Genomic DNA, 18,064 nt, shown 5'->3' on the forward strand with positions numbered 1-18,064 from the left:
GCGGGATCGGAGCCTGAGGCGTGCCTGTCTGGGGCACGAACGCGCCCTGCGCGGGAGCGCCCGTGGGCGGCCCATCGGGCTGGAACTGTCCGTTCACGTGGGGATCCCCTCCTCCGGTTCCTGCGAACCGTGGCTCAGACTACGTGGCGATTCTCTCAGTGAGTATCGGCGAAACGCCCCGATTTCTTCACTCGTGCGGCCTGCGTGGCCTATTTCACAACCCTCAGCAACTCTTCGACAGTGGTCAGCCCCTCCATCGCCTTGGCCCAGCCGTCCTCGATGAGGGACTCCATGCCAGCGGCCTTCGCCGCACGCTGGATTTCCGCCGCAGAGGCACGGGCCACGGCGAGCCGCTCGATCTCCTCGTTCACGGGCATGATCTCGTGCAATGCAAGACGCCCGCGGTAGCCGGTGTTCGAGCACGAGTTGCATCCGACCGCCTTGACGAGCGTGGGAGGTGCGGCACCTTCCCAGCCGAAGCGCGCGACCTCGATCGCGGACGGCTCGTACTCCTCGCAGCACTTCTGGCACACGCGCCTCGCGAGTCGCTGGGCCACGACACAGTCAAGGCCCGAGCCGACGAGGAACGGCTCGATGTCCATCTCGATCAGTCGCGTGATGGCTGACGGCGCGTCGTTGGTGTGCAGCGTGGAGAGCACGAGGTGACCGGTCAGTGCGGCCTCGATCGCGATCTGCGCGGTCTCGTGGTCTCGGATCTCACCGAGCAGCACCACATCGGGGTCGGCGCGGAGGATCGAGCGCAGCGCTCCCGCGAATGTGAGGCCCGCCTTCACGTTCACCTGCACCTGATTGATGCCAGGGATGCGGTACTCGACCGGGTCCTCGACGGTGATCACATTGATCTCGGGCCGCGAGATCTGGTTGAGCGTCGCGTACAGCGTGGTCGACTTTCCCGAGCCGGTCGGGCCGGTGACGAGGATCATCCCGTACGGCTTCCTGAACGACGCGGAGAAGATCTCGTAGTTGTTCTCGCGAATGCCAAGGTCGGCGAGCTCCATCGCCGCCGTCGAGTTGTCGAGCACACGCATGACGATCTTCTCGCCCCACACCGTGGGGAGCGCGGCCACACGCAGGTCGATCTTCTTGCCCTGGTGATTGACTGACAGGCGACCGTCCTGAGGCTTGCGCCTCTCGGCGATATCCATGTCCGCCATGATCTTGAGGCGCGACAGGACTCCGTTCTGGATGTTCTTGCCCGCGCGCTGCATCTCGTGGAGCACGCCGTCGATCCGGTAGCGGATGCGAAGGTCCTTCTCCCCCGGCTCGATGTGGATGTCGGAGGCACGGTCCTGGATGGCCTGCGTGATGAGGAGGTTGACGAACCGCACGATCGGCGCGTCGTCCTCGATCTCTGCCGTCATGTCCGAGAGGTCTTCGACGGCCTCGCCCTCGAGCGAGCCCTGGAGGTCCTCGATCTCGTGGTCTGCACGGCAGTAGCGGTCGATCGCTTGGAGCACGTCGTCGTGCGCGGCGACGACCGGCACCACCTTGAGGTTGGTGAGCGTCCGGAAGTCGTCGACGGCGACCACGTTGCCGGGGTTCGACATCGCGAGCTTGAGCGTGCCGTCCTCGAGCGCGATGGGAAGTGCCGTGTGTCGGCGGCACACCTGGGCAGAGACGAGCGACACCGCCGTGCGGTCGACGTTGTAATCGGCGAGCTCAACGAACTCCATGCCCACCTGGCTGGCGAGCGCCTTCACCAGCTGTGCCTCGCTGATCATGCCGAGCTCGACGAGCGTGCGGCCGAGCGACTGCCCGCGCTGCTGCTGCGCGTCGATCGCGTCCATCAGCTGGTCCTCGGTGAGGACGCCCTCCTCCAGGAGGATGGAACCGAGCTGCTTCACCTGTGCCCCTCTCACTGCGCCGGGCCTTGCTCCCGACCTGCACACGGTACATCGGCACGCCGACCGCTTCACCCAAGAGTCGGAAAGTCCACATCCGCCCGAAAAGTCACGTACACGTCCGACGCTGGGGGCAGATCCCCGGAGGGTTGCGGTTCCTGCAGCGTCAGCGGGTCAGGGCCTGCGACAGCGCCGCGTCCATCGCGTCGAGCGGCGCCTCGCGACCGGTCATGAGGCGCACCTGCTCCCCCGCCTGGTGCAGGAGCATGCGGGTGCCATTCACGGCCGTCCCGCCGCTCGCGGTCCACGACGCGGCGAAGGGGCTCTCGAGCGGCTCGTACACGACATCAAGAAGCACGCCACGCGCCGTCGTGAGTGCCGGCACCAGCGCTGCCGCCGCGTCGGCCGGGATGGTGGAGACGACGGCGTCCGCATGGACGAGGTCCCGCGCGACATCGTCGAACGCGACGAACCGGGGCGCGACACCCATGCGCGTGGCCGCGCGCACGAGCGCACCTGCGCGGGCTCTGCTGCGCACTGCCACGACGGGTGCGGTGCACCCGAGCTGGCCGAGCGCCGCCATCGCCGACGTCGCCGTGGCGCCTCCGCCGAGGATCACGGCGGACTCGACTCGCGCGACGCCCTGCTCGCGCAGCGCGGCGACCACGCCATGGACGTCGGTGTTCGCGCCGACGAGCTGTCGCATGGGCCCCACGTGCTGGATCAGCACCGTGTTGACCGCGCCGACGAGTTTGGCCATGGGCTCGACGAAGTCCATCAGCGGCACCGCGGCCACCTTGAGGGGCATCGTCAGCGACAGGCCCGCCCATTCGAGACCTAGGCCGTCGATGAATCCGCTCAGCTGGGACTCCTCGACGTCGTACGCCTCGTACTCCCAGTCCAGTTCCAGTCCCGCGTAGGCGGCACGGTGAAGCGTCGGCGACAGCGAGTGGGCGATGGGATGCCCGAGCACGCCCGCCCGGCGGGCGACGCTCACGCGATCAGCCGCCGTTCTCCGCGTACCACTGCTGCAGGATCTCGACGTTCTTGAGGTGCTCCGAGTAGGTCTCCGCGTAAGCCGTCTCGCCGGTGATGAGGTTCGTCGTCACGAAGTACATGTAGTCGTGCTCCGCGGGAAGCCACGCCGCCTGGATCGACGCCTCGCCAGGTCCCATGATGGGACCGGGCGGCAGCCCGGTGTACAGGTACGTGTTGTACGGCGAGTCGATCGCGCGCTCCTCGTCCGAAGTGAACGCACCTTCCGACGGCGAGAGGTACTTGACCGTCGAGTCGAACTGCAGAGGCATGTCTGCCTCGAGACGGTTGTAGATCACTCCGGCGATCATGGGCCGGTCCTCGTCCAGCTTCGCTTCCGCCTCGACCAGCGAGGCGACGGTCAGCACCCGCTGCCACTGATCCTGGGGAACGCCGACGCTCTGGAGCTTGCTCACGGTGGTCGCGACCATCTTGGACAGCACATCCTGCGGCGTCACGCCGGGGTTGAACTCGTACGTCGAGGGGAACAGCCAACCCTCGAGGTTGCCGCCAGCTTCGGCGGGCAGGCCGAGCGCCTCGGTGTCCGCGGCAGCCGCCTCGACCTCGTCGTACGTGTACTCCGTGAGGTCGGCGATCTTCTGGTAGTAGTACTCGAGCCGCACGCCCTCGCGCACCGTGATGCGGCGCACGTCCCGGTAGTTGGGATCGAGCAGCTGCTGAAGCGCGTATACAGCCTTCATCTCGCGCTGCATGAAGTAGTAGCCGGGCGTGATGCCCGCCGAGTCGGGGTTGCTCTGCCACGCCTGGATGAAGGCCTGGGTCGAGGCGACCACGCCCGCGTCGTACAGCGTGTTCGCGATGTCGGTGCCGGTGTCGCCGGCCTCGATCACGACCTGGACCGTTCCCTGTCCGCTGCCCTCGAAGTCCGCGACCGTCGTCTCCTCCGGCTGGAACGAGTTCAGGAAGCCGTAGGCCACGGACGCGCCGAGCGCGAGCACCACGAGCGCCACGGCCGTGGCGACGAGCGTCCACTTGCGGCGCGTGGCGCGGCGCTTCTGGCGCTGCAGACGGCGCAGATCGAGAGACGTGGTGGACACGGTCTCCGCTTCGAACAGGTCAGTCATGACTCCCCTTGCGTGAAACCTCGTAGGTCACTGTACCGAGGTTCCCGTTCTTCTGTATATCGAGTGCGTTCTCGAGGATGACCACGGCGGCGGCCTGATCGATCACCGCGCGCTGCTGCTTGGTGGATCGCCCGGCGGCGCTCATGGCCCGCGAGGCGGTCGTGGTCGAGAATCGCTCGTCCACCAAACGAACCGTCGCGTGCGTGAGTTCCGCGAGCTCCTGTGCAAAAGCGCGAGCATCGTCCGCGGACGTGCTCTCGCGCCCCGCGAGCGTGCGTGGCAGCCCCACGAAGACGACGCGTGCGTCGCGCTCGGCGACCAGCGCGGCCACCTCACGCACGGCGGTCTTGGACCGCTGCACGGTGCCGACCGGGAAGGCCATGAGACCGTCCGGGTCGCTCGCGGCGACGCCGACGCGCACGGTGCCCACGTCGACGCCCACGCGCACGTGCCTATCCACGCACGGCGTCCTTGATGGCCGCCAGCGCGTCGGGCACGCGCGCCGGGTCCTGGCCGCCGCCCTGCGCGAGGTCGGGCTTGCCGCCGCCTCCGCCGCCGAGCACGCCCGCCGCGATCTTCACGAGGTCTCCCGCGCGCACCCCCCGGCCGCGCGCCGCCTCGTTCGTGGCGACGACGATCTGGGGCCGCCCGTCGAACACGCCCGACGCGGCGACCACGGCAGGGGCCGACTCGCCGAGGCGGGCACGGACGTCGAGCACGAGGGTGCGCAGGTCGTCACCGCTCGCGGCTGCCTCCGACGCATGCGTCACGACGCGCACGCCGTCCACCTCGTCGGCGGAGTCGACCAGGCCCGCCGCGGCGTCGCGCATCGCCTGCTGGCGGAAGCCCGCGAGCTGGCGCTCCGCATCGGCCACACGCTCGAGCAGGCGCTCGACACGGCCACGAAGCTCGCCCGGCTGAACCTTGAGGGTGCTCGTGAGCTCCGTCACGAGGGCGCGCTCGGCCGCGAGCTGCTGGAACGCCTCAAGCCCGACGAAGGCCTCGATGCGACGCGAGCCCGAACCGACAGAGGCCTCGGAGGAAACGGCGACCATGCCGACCTGGCTCGCGTGGTCCACGTGCGTGCCGCCGCACAGCTCGCGCGACCACGGGCCACCGATCTGCACCACGCGCACCTGAGACTCGTCATAGGTCTCGCCGAACAGCGCAACGGCGCCCCAGTCCTTCGCCTCGGGGAGCGTCATGTACTGCCACGACACGTCGAGGTCCTGGCGGATCGCGCGGTTCGTGACCTCCTCGATCTCGGAGCGCGTCTCGGCGCTGAGCGCCGAAGGCCACGAGAAGTCCAGGCGCAGGTAGCCGGGCTTGTTGTACGAGCCGGACTGCAGCGCCTGCGGACCCAGGACCTCACGCAGCGCAGCGTGCAGCAGGTGCGTGCCGGAGTGTGCCTGACGCGCGCCAAGGCGCCACTCGGGGTCGACCTCGGCGGAGACGGCGTCACCCTGCGCGATCTCGCCCTCGACGACGCGCGCGGTGTGGACGATGAGTCCCTTGACCGGGCGCTGCACGTCGATGACTTCCAAGGTCGCGTGCGCGGAGCGGATCACGCCAGAGTCCGCCTCCTGGCCGCCAGACTCCGCGTAGAACGGGGTCTGCGGTAGCACCACCTCGACGGTGTCGCCCTCGGTCGCCACCGGCACGGACACGCCTTCCTTGAGCAGCGCAGTCACCTCGGTCGCGAGGGTGAGGGTCTCGTAGGCCCTGAACTCAGTGAGCCCCTCGGCCTCCTTGATGCCGTTATAGACGCTGACGTCCGCGTGGCCGCCCTTCTTTGCCTTCGCGTCGGCGCGCGCACGCTCCTTCTGCTCCTTCATGAGCTCGCGGAAGCGCGCCTCATCCACCTGGATGCCCTGCTCGGCGGCCATCTCGAGGGTGATGTCGATCGGGAAGCCGTAGGTGTCGTGCAGCGTGAACGCGTCGGCTCCCGAGAGCGCCTTGTCGCCGGCGCTCTTCGCCTTGGCGACCGCGACGTCGAAGATCGTGGTGCCGGAGGTGAGAGTGCGACGGAACGCGTCCTCCTCGGTGTAGGCGATCTGCTCGATGCGGCCGCGGTCCGCCTCGAGCTCGGGGTACGTGAGCTTCATCGCCTCGAGCGAGACGGGCAGCAGCTCCGGCATCGCCTGCGCGTCATAGCCCATGAGGCGCATGGCGCGCACGGAACGTCGGATCAGGCGGCGCAGCACGTAGCCACGGCCCTCGTTGCCCGGGGTGACGCCGTCGCCGATGAGCATGAGCGAGGAGCGCACGTGGTCCGCGATGACGCGCATGCGCACGTCGTTGGTCTCATCCGAGCCGTAGTCGCGACCGGTGAGCTCCTGAGCCTTCGCGATGACGGGAAAGACCTCGTCGATCTCGTACATGTTCGCCACGCCCTGCTTGAGGTACGCGAGGCGCTCCAGGCCAGCTCCCGTGTCGATCGCCTTCTGGTCGAGTTCCTTGATCAGCGGGTAGTCCTTGCCTGCGCCCTCGCCCCGCAGGAACTGGTCGAACACCAGGTTCCAGACCTCGAGGTAGCGGTCGCCGCCGGGATCGACGGTGCCCCCCACGGCCTCGGGGCCGAACTCGGGGCCGCGGTCGTAGTGCCACTCTGCGCACGGGCCCGCGGGGCCAGGCTGACCGGTATCCCAGAAGTTCTCCTCGCGCGTCAGCTTGACGATGCGCGACGGGTCCACTCCCACGTTCGTGAGGTGCGAGTACGCCTCGTCGTCCTCGCTCCAGATCGTCACCCAGAACCGCTCGGGGTCGAAGCCGAGCTTGCCCTCGGACTCGGGACCGGTCAGGAAGTCGTACGCGAAGTGGATCGCGCCTTCCTTGAAGTAGTCGCCGAAGGAGAAGTTGCCCAGCATCTGGAAGAACGTGCCGTGGCGGGTGGTCTTGCCGACCTCTTCGATGTCCTTGGTGCGAATGCACTTCTGGACCGAGGCGATACGCGCGTGCGGGGACGTGTCGGTGCCGATGATGTACGGGATGAACGGCACCATCCCTGCGACCGTGAACAGCAGCGACGGGTCCGGAGACACCAGCGACGCGCTCGGCGCCACGTGGTGGTCCTGCTTCGCGAAGTAGTCAGTCCAGCGCGTGGCGATCTCGGAGGTGCGCATTCTTTCCCTGTCTCCTGGCCCGCGCGAGGCGGGCGAATCTGTGCGGCGGCCGGCGTGAACGGGCCTCATGCAGAACGCCGCGACGCTCCGCTCCCGACCGGGAGCAGCGCGCCGCGGCGTCTGCGTGTGTCGGCTCTGGAAGAGCCTAACGGTTCAGCGGATTATCGAGCGTAGTACTCGACGACCAGCTGCACGTCGCAGGTCACGGGGACCTCGGCACGCTTGGGGCGACGCACGAGCTGAGCCGTGAGCTTCTCCAGCGTGACGTTGAGGTACTCCGGCACCTGGGGCAGGACGTCGCGGTGCGCGCCCGCTGCAGCGGCCATGTAAGGCTCCATGGTGACGGCCTTGGGCTTGACCTGGATGGTCTGACCCGGCTTCACGCGGAACGAGGGGCGGTCGACGATCTTGCCGTCCACGAGGATGTGGCGGTGCAGCACCGACTGGCGGGCCTGCAGGATCGTGCGGGCGAAGCCGGCGCGCAGCACGAGCGCGTCGAGACGCATCTCGAGAAGCTCGACGAACGCCTCACCGGTCAGGCCCTGCTCCTTCTTGGCCTCGGCGTAGGTCGAGGTCATCTGCTTCTCGCGCAGACCGTACTGCGCGCGAAGACGCTGCTTCTCGCGCAGACGGACGGCGTAGTCGCTCTCCTTGCGGCGGGCGGTACGACCGTGCTCGCCGGGCGGGTAGGGGCGCTTCTCGAAGTGCTTGACAGCCTTGGGCGTCAGGGCGATGCCGAGAGCGCGGGACAGCCGCACCTGGCGGCGTGCCTTCTGAACAGAGGTCATGATTTCCTTCACTGCCTCGATGCGCGCGGGAGCGCACCGAGAAGTACGAGTGTGTGCATGTTCGCGGCGACAGCAGCCAACCGTCCGCGAGGGCTGAACAAGCATACCAGGCGCAGGTCGCCTGGTCAGTCCCGTCCGAGCATCTCCCGGATCGCGGTGAGCCTCTCCCCCAGCGTGCGCTCGACGCCATGGTCCGTCGGGGCGTAGTAGCGCGTGCCGCGCAACTCCTCCGGCAAGTACTCCTGGGCGGCGACTCCGCGCGGCGCGTCGTGGCTGTACTGATAGCCCTTGCCGTGCCCGAGCTTCTCGGCCCCGCTGTAGTGCGCGTCCCGAAGGTGCGCCGGCACGACGCCTGCCCTGCCGGCCTTGACGTCTGCGATCGCCCTGTTGATGGCGTCGTACGCGCGATTCGACTTGGGTGCGAGAGCCAAGTAGGCCGTCGCCTCCGCAAGTGGGATGCGACCCTCGGGCATGCCGATGAAGCTCACCGCGTCGGCCGCTGCCTGAGCGATCACCAAGCCCTGAGGATCCGCCAGACCGATGTCCTCCGACGCGAGGATCACGAGCCGGCGCGCGATGAAGCGCGGGTCCTCCCCCGCCACCACCATGCGAGCGAGGTAGTGGAGCGCGGCGTCGACGTCGGATCCGCGCACCGACTTGATGAACGCGCTGATGACGTCGTAGTGCTGGTCGCCGGACTTGTCGTAGGCGACCAACGCGGCGTCCATGGTGGCCTCGACGATGCCCCGAGTGATGACACCGTCATTGTCCGCGGCCGCATCCGCGACCGCCTCGAGGAGCGTGAGCGCCTTGCGCGCGTCTGCGCCCGCGACACGCACCAGCTGATCGCGCGCGTCGTCGTCGAGGACCACGTCCCCGCCGAGGCCGCGCGCATCGGCGACGGCGCGTCCCAGCAGCGCCGTCACATCGTCGGCGCCCAGGGGCTTGAGGGTCAGTAACAGCGACCGAGACAGCAGCGGGCCGACGACCGAGAAGGACGGGTTCTCGGTGGTCGCCCCGATCAGCGTGATCCAACGGTTCTCGACCGCTGGCAGCAGGATGTCCTGCTGGCTGCGGGTGAAGCGGTGGATCTCGTCGATGAATACGACCGTCTCGCGCTCCCCTGTGGCGATCCGACGCTTCGAGTCGTCGATCACGGCACGCACGTCCTTGACGCCGGACGACACCGCCGAGAGCTCGACGAAGCGCCGGCCTCCGGCGACGAGGTAGGCGAGCGTGGTCTTGCCCGTGCCCGGAGGCCCCCACAGCATCACGGAGGTAGCGGGCGCGGTCTCGCCGATCAGCCGCCGCAGGGGCGAGCCGTCGCCGAGCAGATGGGACTGTCCCACGACCTCATCGAGGGTGCGCGGGCGCATCCGCACCGCGAGCGGCGAGCTCGACGTGGGCGCGGGCACTCCCGAGGCGTCAGTGCGCGCCGCGTCGAACAGATCCATGCGGCAAGCCTAGGCCGTCGCACCGACACCCCGGGAACGCGACGAGGGCGGATCCGATGGTGGGGATCCGCCCTCGTTCGACTGCGGCGAGCTACGCCTTGGAGTCCGCCTCTTCCGGCTCGGGCACGAAGTCCACGCCTGCCTCCTTGCGCTGCTCCTCGGTGATGGGAGCGGGCGCCTCGGTGAGCGGGTCGTAGCCGCCTCCGGACTTGGGGAACGCGATGACGTCTCGAATGGAGCCGGCCTTCGCGAGCAGCGCGGTGACGCGGTCCCAGCCGAGCGCGATGCCGCCGTGCGGCGGCGCGCCGTACTGGAACGCGTCCAGGAGGAAGCCGAACTTCTCCTGCGCCTCCTCCTCACCGATGCCCATGACGTTGAACACGCGCTGCTGCACGTCCTGGCGGTGGATACGGATCGATCCGCCGCCGATCTCGTTGCCGTTGCAGACGATGTCGTACGCGTACGCCGTGGCCGGGCCCGGGTCCGTGTCGAACGTGTCCATGAACTCAGGCTTGGGGCTCGTGAACGCGTGGTGGACGGCGGTCCAGGCCGACGAGCCGAGCGCCACGTCGTCGTCGTCGGCGACGACCGGCTTGAACAGCGGAGCGTCGACGACCCAGCAGAACTCGAAGCGGTCCTCGTCGATCAGGCCGACGCGCTTGGCGATCTCGTTGCGGGCGGCACCAAGGAGCGCACGGGAAGTATCCACGCCACCTGCGGCGAAGAAGATGCAGTCGCCTGGCGCCGCGCCGGTGGCCCCCGCGAGCCCGGCCAGCTCCGATTCCGAGAGATTCTTGGCGACCGGGCCCGTGAGCGTGCCGTCCTCCTGGACGAGCACATACGCAAGGCCCTTGGCGCCGCGCTGCTTGGCCCACTCCTGCCAGGCGTCGAGCACCTTGCGCGGCTGCGAGGCCCCGCCGGGCATGACGACCGCGCCCACGTAGTCCGCCTGGAACACGCGGAACGGCGTCTCCTTGAAGTACTCGGTCAGCTCCGTGAGCTCGAGGCCGAAGCGCAGGTCGGGCTTGTCAGAGCCGAAGCGCGCCATGGCGTCCGCGTACGTGATGCGCGGGATCGGCGTCGAGACCTCATAGCCGATGAGCGCCCACAACTCCTTGACGAGCTCCTCGCCCAGCGCGATCACATCGTCCTGGTCAACGAAGCTCATCTCGATGTCGAGCTGCGTGAACTCGGGCTGGCGGTCGGCGCGGAAGTCCTCATCGCGGTAGCAGCGCGCGATCTGGTAATACCGCTCCATGCCGCCGACCATGAGCAGCTGCTTGAACAGCTGCGGCGACTGCGGCAGCGCGTACCAGGACCCGGGCGACAGGCGGGCGGGCACCAGGAAGTCTCGGGCGCCCTCGGGCGTGGAGCGCGTCAGCGTCGGAGTCTCGATCTCGAGGAAGTCGTGGCGTTCGAGCACGCGGCGCGCAGCCTGGTTGACCTTCGAGCGCAGCACGATGTTCGCGCGGGGCTGGGGGCGCCGCAGGTCGAGGTACCGGTGCTTGAGGCGCGCCTCCTCGCCGACGTTGACGTGCTCGTCGATCGGGAACGGCGTGGGCGCTGACTCGTTCAGGACGGTCACGTCGCTGACGACGACCTCGACCTCACCCGACGGCATGTTCGGATTCGCCGAGCCGGCCGGGCGTTCGCGGACCTCGCCCACCACCTGGATGACGTACTCCGTGCGCAACGCGTGCGCGATCTCCTCGCGTATGACGACCTGAGCGAGGCCCGACGCGTCGCGCAGGTCGATGAACGCCACGCCGCCGTGATCGCGACGGCGGCCCACCCAGCCGGCAAGCGTGACGGTCTGGCCCGCGTCGGAGGCGCGGAGGTTTCCTGCGAGATGCGTGCGGAGCAAGGTCTGCCTTTCGTTGGCGCCCCTGGGGCGCTCGGTGGTGCGTGAAGCGGGTTCCAGTCTAGCGGCGGGCGCCGTACGGCTCGCAGGCCCGACGCTAGACCCAGTCAGTCGGCGACGGGCACCACGCGTGGGGCACGGTCCTCGAGGGGCGGGGTCCACGCGTCGGCGTCCGCGGGAGCCTGCGAGCCCGAACGGATGTCCTTGACCTCGCCGTCGCCGGAGGCACCGGGGAACCACACGAACGGGATGCCGCGTCGATCCGCGTACTGGATTTGCTTGCCGAACTTCGCGGCGCTCGGAGCGACCTCGCAGGCGATGCCGCGCGCGCGCAGACGATCGGCGATCGCGGCGGACTGACCACGAGACCCCTCATCGACGACGGCGACGAGCACCGCCGAGGGCACCGAGCGCGTCGGCGCCACGAGTCCAGCGGACAGCAGCAGCGCGACGAGTCGGCTCACGCCGATCGACATGCCGACTCCAGGGAAGCCTCCCCCGGCCACGAGCGAGTCATAGCGGCCGCCCGAACAGATGGAGCCGAAGCCCTCGTGGCCGTCCATGAACGTCTCGTAGACCGAGCCCGTGTAGTAGTCGAGCCCTCGGGCGATCCGCAGATCCGCCACCGCGGTGCCGGGCACGGCGGCGTTGACGGACTCCACGAGCGCCGCGAGTGAGGCGATGCCGCGCGCGAGCTGCTCCTGCGCGGCCGCGTGGTCGTGGACCTTCACGGTGGTCTCCCACAGATCATCGACGGCCCGGGCGAACGACGCGTCGGTCGACGAGATCTTCGCGAGCTCGAGTGCCGCGTCGGCCGCCGTCTGCGCGATCCCCTGCGCCGCGAGCTCGGCGCGCACGCCATCGGGACCGATCTTGTCGAGCTTGTCCACGCTGCGGAGCGCGCCCGCGACGTCCTCGATGCCCACACCGCGGTAGAACCCCTCGACGAGCGCACGATTGTTCACACGCATCGTCACGGACGGGATCGGCAGCGATCCGAGCGCGCGCGCCATGACGATCGCGACCTCGGCCTCGAGGTGCTCGGGCAGCGTCTCGCGAGCCACGACATCGATGTCGGCCTGATAGAACTCGCGGAAGCGCCCCTCCTGAGGCCGCTCGCCGCGCCACACCTTCTGAATCTGCCAGCGACGGAACGGGAACTGCAGCGCGCCCTGGTGCTCCTCGACGTAGCGCGCGAAAGGCACCGTCAGATCGAAGTGCAGACCGAGCTTCGCCTCGGCGTCGCCCTCGGCGTGCAGACGCTGGAGCACATAGATCTCCTTCGAGGCCTCCGAGTCGCCCGCCAGTCGTTCCACGGGCTCCACCGCGCGCGTCTCGATCTCGCCGAAGCCATGGAGCGCGAACACCTCGCGGAGCGTTCCGAGGACGTGGGACTCGACCACCCGCTCGGCGGGGGTCCACTCGGGGAATCCTGACAGGGGTCTCACGCGTGCCATGCAGCACATTGTTCCATCCGACGCGCGCCTACACTGACGGCGCCGAGAACAGGGAGAACGCTGTGAGCAGTCGACACCGCGCCACAGAGCGCGCACGCCGGGAGCGCATCGAGCACGAGCGTGCCGAGGCGGAGCGCGAACGGCGCGTGAGACGGCGCTGGCAGCTGGTCGCGATCGTCGCGGCGGTCCTCCTGATCGGCGCGTTGGTGGCAGTCGTGCTCGCGCTGGCTACAGGGCGCGACGAGGCGGGGACGGACGACGCCCCCACTGCATCGGGCGTGCCGACACCCACCGATGCCGCTGAAGCCGAACCCGAGTTCGAGGTCTCAGACGGGTGGGCTGCATCCAGCACGCCACCGCCCAGCTCGCTTGCGGAGGCACAGACCTGGACCGCGACGCTCGCGACCAATCACGGCGACATCGTCGTCGAACTCGACGGCGAGGCAGCGCCGCAGGCCGTCGCGTCGTTCCTCGCGCTCGCCGAGGACGGCTACTTCGATCGCACCGAGTGCCACCGGCTGACCACCTCGGGAATCTATGTGCTCCAGTGCGGCGACCCGCTCGGCACCGGCGCTGGCGGCCCGGCGTACACGTTCGGGCCGATCGAGAACGCACCCGCGGATGGCATCTACCCAGCGGGCACGCTCGCGATGGCACGCCAGAGCGCCCTCGCCGCGGGCGCGGACGCCGCCGCGAACTCGATGGGGAGCCAGTTCTTCGTCGTCTACGAGGACTCCGCCATTCCCGCCGACGACGCCGGCGGCTATACGGTGTTCGGCCACGTGGTGTCCGGGCTGGGTATTGTGGACTCCGTTGCCCACGCCGGCACGATCACCGGGGATGCCGATGGTCGTCCGGCACTGTCCGTCATCGTGAACGAGGTATCCGTTTCATGACCACCGCCGAGCGCCCCGCCGACACCACTGCCGACGCCGTCCCCACCGAGGAGGGCGCGGTCGACGACGCCACCGTCGACTCCCCCGTCGAGCCCGAGGCCGCGACCACACCAGCCGCCGACGCGTCGGCCGACTCCGCGCCGGACGAGGCCGCTCCGAGCACGGACGGCGGTGACTCGAAGGACGCCGCCGAGGCGCCCACGAAGGCAAAGGGCCCGAAGCCTCGTGCGCCGAAGCCAGGTTCCCCCAAGCCCCGCGCTCCCAAGCCTGGCTCGGGCCCCTCCCCCGCGGCGATCGCGGCGCACGCCACGCATCCCGTCAAGGTGCCGGTCGTGGACGAGGTCACGCCCGAGCAGCTCGCCGCAGCCGAGGCGTTCGGCGAGGTCGAGGACGGCACCGTGTACGTCGTGATCGGCAAGGACAAGGTCGCGGTGGGGCCCGCCTCCGCAGAGGACCCGCTCGCCCCGTACTCGAAGGCCTTCTACGAGCTGAAGGCGTCGGTCGAGCGCTTCCACGCTCGACTGAGCTCCGCCGAGCTGTCGGTCAAGGACATCGACGACTCGATGTCGACGCTCACCGAGGCGCTCGGCCGCCCCGAGGTCGTCGGCGACGTCGCTGCGCTGCGCGAGCGCTTCGCCGCAGTCTCCGACGAGGCCGCTGCCGCCCGCACTCGCATTCAGGAGGAGCGGCGCGCCGCGCGCGAAGCCGCGCTCGCCGCCCGCGAGGACATCGTCGCCCGTGCCGAGGCGATCGCCGCGAAGCCCGAGTCACAGGTCCACTGGAAGAACGACACCGCCGAACTGCGCGCGCTGCTCGACGAGTGGAAGGAAGCGCAGCGCGCCGGTGCGCGCATCTCCAAGGACACCGAACGTGCCCTGTGGAAGCGCTTCACGCACGCACGATCGGCCTTCGAGAAGGCTCGCAAGCACCACTTCGCTCAGCTCGACAAGGACAATGCCGAAGTGGCCGACCGCAAGGAGGCGCTCGTCGCCCGCGCCGAGGCCCTCCAGACGTCGACGGACTGGGACTCGACCGCGCGCGCATTCCGTGACCTCATGAACGAGTGGCGCCAGTCCGGTCGCGGGCGCCGCAGCGTCGATGACGCCCTGTGGCGCCGCTTCCAGGCAGCACAGGACGCCTTCTTCGACAGCCGCCGACAGGCGAGCGACGCGGAGGACGCGGCGCTCGCGGGCAACGTCGAGGCCAAGGAGGCCGTGGTCGTCGAGGCCGAGGCACTCCTGCCCATCACCGATCTGGCGACCGTGAAGCAGACGCTGCGTGCGCTGCAGGATCGCTACGAGGCCGCAGGTCGCCTGCCGCGTGCGGACGCCGCCCGACTGGCCAAGCGACTCGGCGCCGTGGAACGCGCCGTGCGCGAGGCGGAGGACGCCGCCTGGAACTCGTCCAACCCCGAGCTCGAGAAGCGCGCCTCCGGCGCCGCGGCACAGCTGTACTCCGCCATCGCGGAGCTCGAGTCCGACCTCGAGAAGGCCAAGGCAGCCAAGGATGCGCGCGCCATCAAGGCGGCCGAGGAGGCACTTGCCGCCCGCCGCGCCTGGCTCGCACAGATCGAGGCTCTCTAGACCGCAGGCCGCGCCGGCGGCGCGCGAAGTCATCCCCAATGGGCCCGGTTCGGATTCCTCCGAGCCGGGCCCACTGGCATGCTCGGGGCCATGCTTCTCGCCACCGCCCCCACGCTCGGGAGACACGGTTACGAGCGCGCGCTGCGTGAGGGCCACCTCCGCCAGCTGCTGCCAGGCGTCGCCGCCCCGATCGACCTGCCGCTCACGCCTGGGATCCGCGCGCTCGCGGTCGCGCACCTGGTGCCGCGACGCGGCGTCGTGACCGGACTCGCGGGGCTGTGGATACACACGGGATCGCAACCCACCACCACCATCGACGTCATCGGCCCGCGGGAGATGCACCGTCCAGACGTGCGCGCCGGGGCGTCCCTCCGCGTGCGCACGCACGTCGCCTGCGCTCCGGCGACGCCCGTCGCGCCCGGCGTGGCCGTCACTGACCCACTGCGATGCTGTGCCGACGCGCTGCGCTTCAGCGCAGCAGCGCACGCGTTCTCACCCGTCCAGGCGTTCCTGCGCTGCAACCCTGCTGGCCTCGACGGCGTCGCCGCCATGGTCGCCGCAGTGCCGCCGACGCGAAGAGGAGACGCCGACGCGGTGCTGACGGCGCTGCGTGCCATCGCCCGCGAATCACCCGGCTTGACCGAGGCCGCCTAGATCTTGCGGGTGCCCGTCACGCGGCGCGCGTCGTACACGCCCTCGATGCGGCGCACCGCACCCAGCACGGCGCCGAGGTGCGAGGGGTCCGCCATCTCGAACGTGAAGGTGTTCAGCGCGACGCGATCCTTGTTGGTCGAGACGTGCGCTCCCAAGATGTTGACGTGGTGGTCGGACAGCACCTGCACCACATCGCTCAGCAGCCTGTTGCGGTCGAGCGCCTCGACCTCGATCTGGACCATGTAAGTCGCCTCGTGCTGCCCGGTCCACTGGACGTCGATGAGGCGTTCGGGCTGCTGCTCCCTCAGGGAGGCGAGATTGTCGCAGTCGGCACGATGGACGCTTACTCCCTGGCCGCGCGTGACGAAGCCCTGGATCGCGTCGCCGGGCACGGGGGTACAGCACTTCGACAGCTTGACGACCACATCCGACAGCCCGTGCACCGAGACGCCGGGGTCTCCCCGCCTCGCGGTGCGCGCCGTGCCTGGTCGGGTGATCTCGGTGATGTCCTCGTCGGCGCCCTCCTGGCCACCGACGGCCTCGACCATGCGGGCCACGACGTCGGCCGGCTGCTCCTTGTGCTCGCCGATGGCGGCGTAGAGAGCGTCCACATCGTCGTAGTGCATCTCCTTGGCGAGTGCGAGGAGCGTCGACCGGGACATGAGGCGCTGCATGGGCAGGTGCTGGCGCCTGATGGCACGCGCGAGCATGTCGCGACCTGCCTCGATGGACTCCTCGCGCCGCTCGCGCGTGAACCACTGCCTGATCTTGTTGCGCGCACGCGTCGACTGCACGAAGTCGAGCCAGTCGCGCCGCGGATGAGCGTTCTCGTCTGAGGTGGTCAGCACCTCGACCGTGTCGCCGTTGTCCAAGGTCGAATCGAGCGGCACCAGCCGCCCGTTGACCTTCGCGCCGATCGTCTTGTGTCCCACCTCGGTGTGCACGGCGTAGGCGAAGTCGACGGGCGTCGCGCCCTGCGGCAGCGACAGCAGGCGCCCGCGCGGCGTGAAGACGTACACCTCGGCGCGCGAGATCTCCCCTCGCAGCGAGTCGAGGAACTCGCTCGGGTCGGCCGTCTCCTGCTGCCAGTCGGCGATCTGGCGCAGCCACCCCATGTCCCCGGGCGCACTCGTCGCCTGCTCGCCGGTGCGCCCGTTCTCCTTGTAACGCCAATGAGCAGCGAGGCCATACTCAGCACGCCGGTGCATGTCGTGGGTGCGGATCTGCAGCTCCACCGGCTTGCCCGAAGGGCCGATCACCGTCGTGTGCAGCGACTGGTACAGGTTGAACTTGGGCGTCGCGATGTAGTCCTTGAAGCGGCCCGGCACCGGCTGATAGCGGGCGTGCATGGCGCCCAGCACGGCGTAGCAGTCGCGCACCGTGTCCACCAGGATGCGCACACCTACGAGGTCGTAGATGTCGTTGAGGTCGCGCCCGCGCACGATCATCTTCTGGTAGACGGAGTAGTAGTGCTTGGGTCGCCCCGAGATCTCCGCCTTCACGCGCATCTCGCGCAGGTCCGCCGCGATCTCCTCGCGCACCTGCGCCAGGTACTTGTCGCGCTCGGGCGCGCGCTCCGTGACGACGTCCACGATCTCCTGGTAGATCTTCGGGTACAGCGTCCGGAAGGACAGGTCCTCGAGCTCCCACTTGATCGCGTTGAGCCCCATGCGATGCGCCAGCGGCGCATAGATCTCGAGCGTCTCCTGCGCCTTCTTGCGCGCCGACTCGGGCGAGACGAACTCCCACGTGCGCGCGTTGTGCAGGCGATCGCACAGTTTGAGAAGCAGCACCCGGATGTCCTTGGCCATGGCCACGACCATCTTGCGCACTGTCTCGGCCTGCGCGGCGTCGCCGTACTTCACCTTGTCGAGCTTGGTGACGCCGTCGACGATCATCGAGATCTCGTCGCCGAACTCCGCGGTCATCTGCTCCAGCGGATACTCGGTGTCCTCGACGACGTCGTGAAGGAGCGCGGCTGCGATCACGCTCGCCGGCAGGCCGAGATCGGCGACGATCTGGGCGACCGCGATCGGGTGGGTGATGTACGGCTCGCCGCTCTTGCGGCGCTGACCCTCGTGCGCCTCTGCGGCGACCGTGTACGCGCGCTCGATGACCGCGCTGCGCTCACGCGGGTAGTGGGCACGGAACGTGTCGAGCACGCCGTCGATCGCGGTGGGCTCACGCTGTCCGCGACGCAGGAACCCCAACGGTCCGAGCGACGCGGTGGAGGGCCTCGTCTCGGTCACGCGCACCTCCTGTCACCA

General features: G+C 69.2%; 13 protein-coding genes. 3 read left to right on the forward strand and 10 right to left on the reverse strand.

The annotated features are described in order from the left end of the window. Positions 1-209 precede the first annotated feature (209 nt). From B7K21_RS01260 to hisS, 9 genes are all read right to left on the reverse strand, one after another. Entirely contained in the window at positions 210-1,865 is a 1,656-nt protein-coding gene (locus B7K21_RS01260) for a GspE/PulE family protein (RefSeq protein ID WP_084073123.1), read from the reverse strand. A gap of 163 nt (positions 1,866-2,028) precedes the next feature. Beyond that, a complete protein-coding gene (locus tag B7K21_RS01265; RefSeq protein WP_084073124.1) occupies positions 2,029-2,859 on the reverse strand; it encodes a shikimate dehydrogenase in 831 nt (276 codons plus the stop codon). 4 nt (positions 2,860-2,863) lie between these two features. After that, positions 2,864-3,982 (reverse strand): endolytic transglycosylase MltG, encoded by a 1,119-nt coding sequence (gene mltG / locus B7K21_RS01270; RefSeq protein ID WP_084073125.1) that lies wholly within the window; start codon positions 3,980-3,982, stop codon positions 2,864-2,866. Further along, positions 3,975-4,442 (reverse strand): Holliday junction resolvase RuvX, encoded by a 468-nt coding sequence (ruvX, locus tag B7K21_RS01275; protein ID WP_084073126.1) that lies wholly within the window; start codon positions 4,440-4,442, stop codon positions 3,975-3,977. Before ruvX ends, mltG begins: the two co-directional genes overlap by 8 nt. Continuing rightward, complete coding sequence (gene alaS / locus B7K21_RS01280) at positions 4,435-7,104, reverse strand: alanine--tRNA ligase (protein WP_084073127.1); 2,670 nt, start codon at positions 7,102-7,104, stop codon at positions 4,435-4,437. Before alaS ends, ruvX begins: the two co-directional genes overlap by 8 nt. A 161-nt stretch (positions 7,105-7,265) precedes the next feature. Then, positions 7,266-7,892 (reverse strand): 30S ribosomal protein S4, encoded by a 627-nt coding sequence (gene rpsD, locus B7K21_RS01285; RefSeq protein ID WP_084073128.1) that lies wholly within the window; start codon positions 7,890-7,892, stop codon positions 7,266-7,268. A 125-nt stretch (positions 7,893-8,017) separates the two neighbouring features. Beyond that, complete coding sequence (locus tag B7K21_RS01290; protein ID WP_084073129.1) at positions 8,018-9,346, reverse strand: replication-associated recombination protein A; 1,329 nt, start codon at positions 9,344-9,346, stop codon at positions 8,018-8,020. A 91-nt stretch (positions 9,347-9,437) separates the two neighbouring features. Further along, entirely contained in the window at positions 9,438-11,210 is a 1,773-nt protein-coding gene (gene aspS, locus B7K21_RS01295) for an aspartate--tRNA ligase (RefSeq protein ID WP_084073130.1), read from the reverse strand. Positions 11,211-11,314: 104 nt separating this feature from the next. Further along, positions 11,315-12,664, reverse strand: coding sequence for a histidine--tRNA ligase (gene hisS, locus B7K21_RS01300; RefSeq protein ID WP_084073131.1), 1,350 nt, complete (start codon positions 12,662-12,664; stop codon positions 11,315-11,317). Positions 12,665-12,726: 62 nt separating this feature from the next. Between hisS and B7K21_RS01305 the strand changes: the two genes are divergently transcribed. From B7K21_RS01305 to B7K21_RS01315, 3 genes are all read left to right on the forward strand, one after another. Further along, positions 12,727-13,560 (forward strand): peptidylprolyl isomerase, encoded by an 834-nt coding sequence (locus B7K21_RS01305; protein WP_084074754.1) that lies wholly within the window; start codon positions 12,727-12,729, stop codon positions 13,558-13,560. Beyond that, positions 13,557-15,143, forward strand: a complete 1,587-nt coding sequence (locus B7K21_RS01310) for a DUF349 domain-containing protein (protein ID WP_084073132.1) — start codon at positions 13,557-13,559, stop codon at positions 15,141-15,143. The genes B7K21_RS01305 and B7K21_RS01310 overlap by 4 nt, the downstream gene beginning before the upstream one ends. 90 nt (positions 15,144-15,233) lie before the next feature. Then, the gene (locus tag B7K21_RS01315; protein WP_144016009.1) at positions 15,234-15,797 is read left to right on the forward strand and encodes a hypothetical protein; all 564 of its coding nucleotides are present in this window, start codon (positions 15,234-15,236) and stop codon (positions 15,795-15,797) included. Here B7K21_RS01315 and B7K21_RS01320 read toward each other — a convergent pair. Beyond that, the gene (locus B7K21_RS01320; RefSeq protein ID WP_373994274.1) at positions 15,794-18,046 is read right to left on the reverse strand and encodes a bifunctional (p)ppGpp synthetase/guanosine-3',5'-bis(diphosphate) 3'-pyrophosphohydrolase; all 2,253 of its coding nucleotides are present in this window, start codon (positions 18,044-18,046) and stop codon (positions 15,794-15,796) included. The two genes, B7K21_RS01315 and B7K21_RS01320, sit on opposite strands and share 4 nt — an antisense overlap. Positions 18,047-18,064 lie beyond the last annotated feature (18 nt).

Origin of the sequence: Demequina sp. NBRC 110052 (genome assembly GCF_002090075.1) — a bacterium.
Lineage (GTDB): Bacteria > Actinomycetota > Actinomycetes > Actinomycetales > Demequinaceae > Demequina.

Coding starts and splice junctions, on each gene's coding strand:
- mltG (WP_084073125.1), bottom strand. CDS start 3,982: ATGACTGACCTGTTCGAAGCGGAGACCGTGTCCACCACGTCTCTCGAT.
- alaS (WP_084073127.1), bottom strand. CDS start 7,104: ATGCGCACCTCCGAGATCGCCACGCGCTGGACTGACTACTTCGCGAAG.
- rpsD (WP_084073128.1), bottom strand. CDS start 7,892: ATGACCTCTGTTCAGAAGGCACGCCGCCAGGTGCGGCTGTCCCGCGCT.
- B7K21_RS01290 (WP_084073129.1), bottom strand. CDS start 9,346: ATGGATCTGTTCGACGCGGCGCGCACTGACGCCTCGGGAGTGCCCGCG.
- hisS (WP_084073131.1), bottom strand. CDS start 12,664: ATGGCACGCGTGAGACCCCTGTCAGGATTCCCCGAGTGGACCCCCGCC.
- B7K21_RS01310 (WP_084073132.1), top strand. CDS start 13,557: ATGACCACCGCCGAGCGCCCCGCCGACACCACTGCCGACGCCGTCCCC.
- B7K21_RS01315 (WP_144016009.1), top strand. CDS start 15,234: ATGCTTCTCGCCACCGCCCCCACGCTCGGGAGACACGGTTACGAGCGC.